Source organism: Arsenophonus nasoniae DSM 15247 (assembly GCF_000429565.1).
In the GTDB taxonomy this organism is placed as follows: Bacteria; Pseudomonadota; Gammaproteobacteria; order Enterobacterales; family Enterobacteriaceae; genus Arsenophonus; species Arsenophonus nasoniae.
Window position 1 is genome coordinate 1 of sequence record NZ_AUCC01000210.1, and the last position, 1,702, is coordinate 1,702.

General features: G+C 41.1%; 2 protein-coding genes and 1 pseudogene. All 3 read left to right on the forward strand.

The window, feature by feature from the left end; all coding sequences use genetic code 11:
• On the forward strand, positions 1-552 hold a 552-nt coding region (locus G468_RS24325; protein ID WP_026824097.1), incomplete at its 5' end, for a BRO-N domain-containing protein.
• A gap of 66 nt (positions 553-618) precedes the next feature.
• Positions 619-1,470, forward strand: coding sequence for an ORF6N domain-containing protein (locus tag G468_RS0117545; protein WP_026824098.1), 852 nt, complete (start codon positions 619-621; stop codon positions 1,468-1,470).
• Positions 1,442-1,702 (forward strand): annotated as a pseudogene (locus G468_RS0117550) (ATP-dependent helicase); the annotation flags it as partial. The gene G468_RS0117545 and the pseudogene G468_RS0117550, both read left to right, overlap by 29 nt.

A 1,702-nucleotide genomic window follows, 5' to 3' on the forward strand; every position in this document is an offset into this window, starting at 1 on the left:
ATTTTCTCCCTAAGAGGCGCACATCTGATCGCCATGTTCGCTAATACGCCAGTAGCAAAAGAATTCAGAAAATGGGTGCTGGATATTCTCGATAAGCAAACAGTTAATCAGACCAGTAACTTTACCTCAAAATATCAACCAAAAGCCGTAGAGCGTTTTAGTCATTCAGACACCCGTAATCTGACGCATTTAGTTTGGTGTATGACAAATGGCTTCCGGTTTGAGCGTTCATTGAGTAATGCGGTGTGGCTAGCGTTACGCGAAGTAACTGGCACGCCATCACCGGAGCGTTTTCAGGTAGAGCATATACCGTTAATGGCTGACGAATGTCGACGTATTTACTACATCACTGAGGCACTGCGACAAATTATCAATGACGCTGAAAAGCAGACGATTAAGCGAATTTTACGTAAGCGTGAAAATATCGATACTGTTTTAGCGGAAATAAAGCAGCTTTTTGAACAATTCCACCATCAACAAATCGCGATAATCACTGCTCGCACCGATCAGTGGTATGAAGGTGAACTAACCCACTTCTTAGAACGTCACTAATTTAATCTTAACGCCCCTTTTTATAGGGGCAATTTTTCATCAATTTAACTATTGTGAGATACCCTTATGCAAAATTTAATTACTATCGATTCAAATCAATTACCCGTTATTGAGTGGCAAAATGTTCGTGTTGTGACGACTGAAACTCTCGCTTCTGGTTATGGCACTGAAGCCTCAAATATCAGAATGAATTTATCTAATAATAAATCTCGTTTTATTGAAGGTATTCACTATTTCAATGTTACGGGGGAAGCGCTAGCACATTTGCGAGTAAATAATATTTACGCACAAATTTCGAACAAAGCACGGGCTATTACCTTATATACAGAAAAAGGCGCAGCTCGCATGTCAAAAATTGTTGATACCGATGAAGCCTGGTCTTTCTTTGAAAAAATGGAATCTGCTTACTTTAATCAAAAATTACTACCGAATGACCCAACAACTTTAGGCTTACCTAATTTCCTTGACCCTGCTGAATCCGCAATTGCATGGGCTGCTCAGCATAAAAAAGTTCAATTATTAGGTGTACAGGTTCAACAACTTGAAACCGAAAACGATTGTCTTAAAAATCTCTTCAAAGAAGGTATGACCCCTACCCAATTTAGCAAAATGCTTAACGGGGTAAACAGTCAGCAGATAAATCATTTTCTGGCAGGACTTAAATGGCTCTACAACGAAAGTAAGTCCGGTAACAATTTACGCTGGCGTGTTGCCGCTACCGCTCGGGATAAATATTTAACCGAAAAACAAAACGAAATAAGCCCACATGGTGCAAATAGTTTCATTAGCTATCGCCCTGTTTTACTGAGAAAAGGCGCACAGCGACTTTATGACCAGTATCTGGCTGACAAACTCCCCATGAAAAAGAACTGGAACGGATTACATACCCATGACAAAACTATCCAGATTGTCGCCTGAACAAAAGACAATCGCTAAAACCTTCACCCCTCGCCCTTACCAAAATCTCATTATCAATCACCTACTCGATATAAAACGCTCAAATGTCTGGGCGGGAATGGGAATGGGTAAAACGGCAGCAACGCTGACGGCGTTAGAAAATCTCTATCTTGCAGGCAGTGAAACCAAACCCACATTGGTATTAGCCCCTTTACGGGTAGCCCAATCCACCTGGCCGGATGAAGTGCTTAAA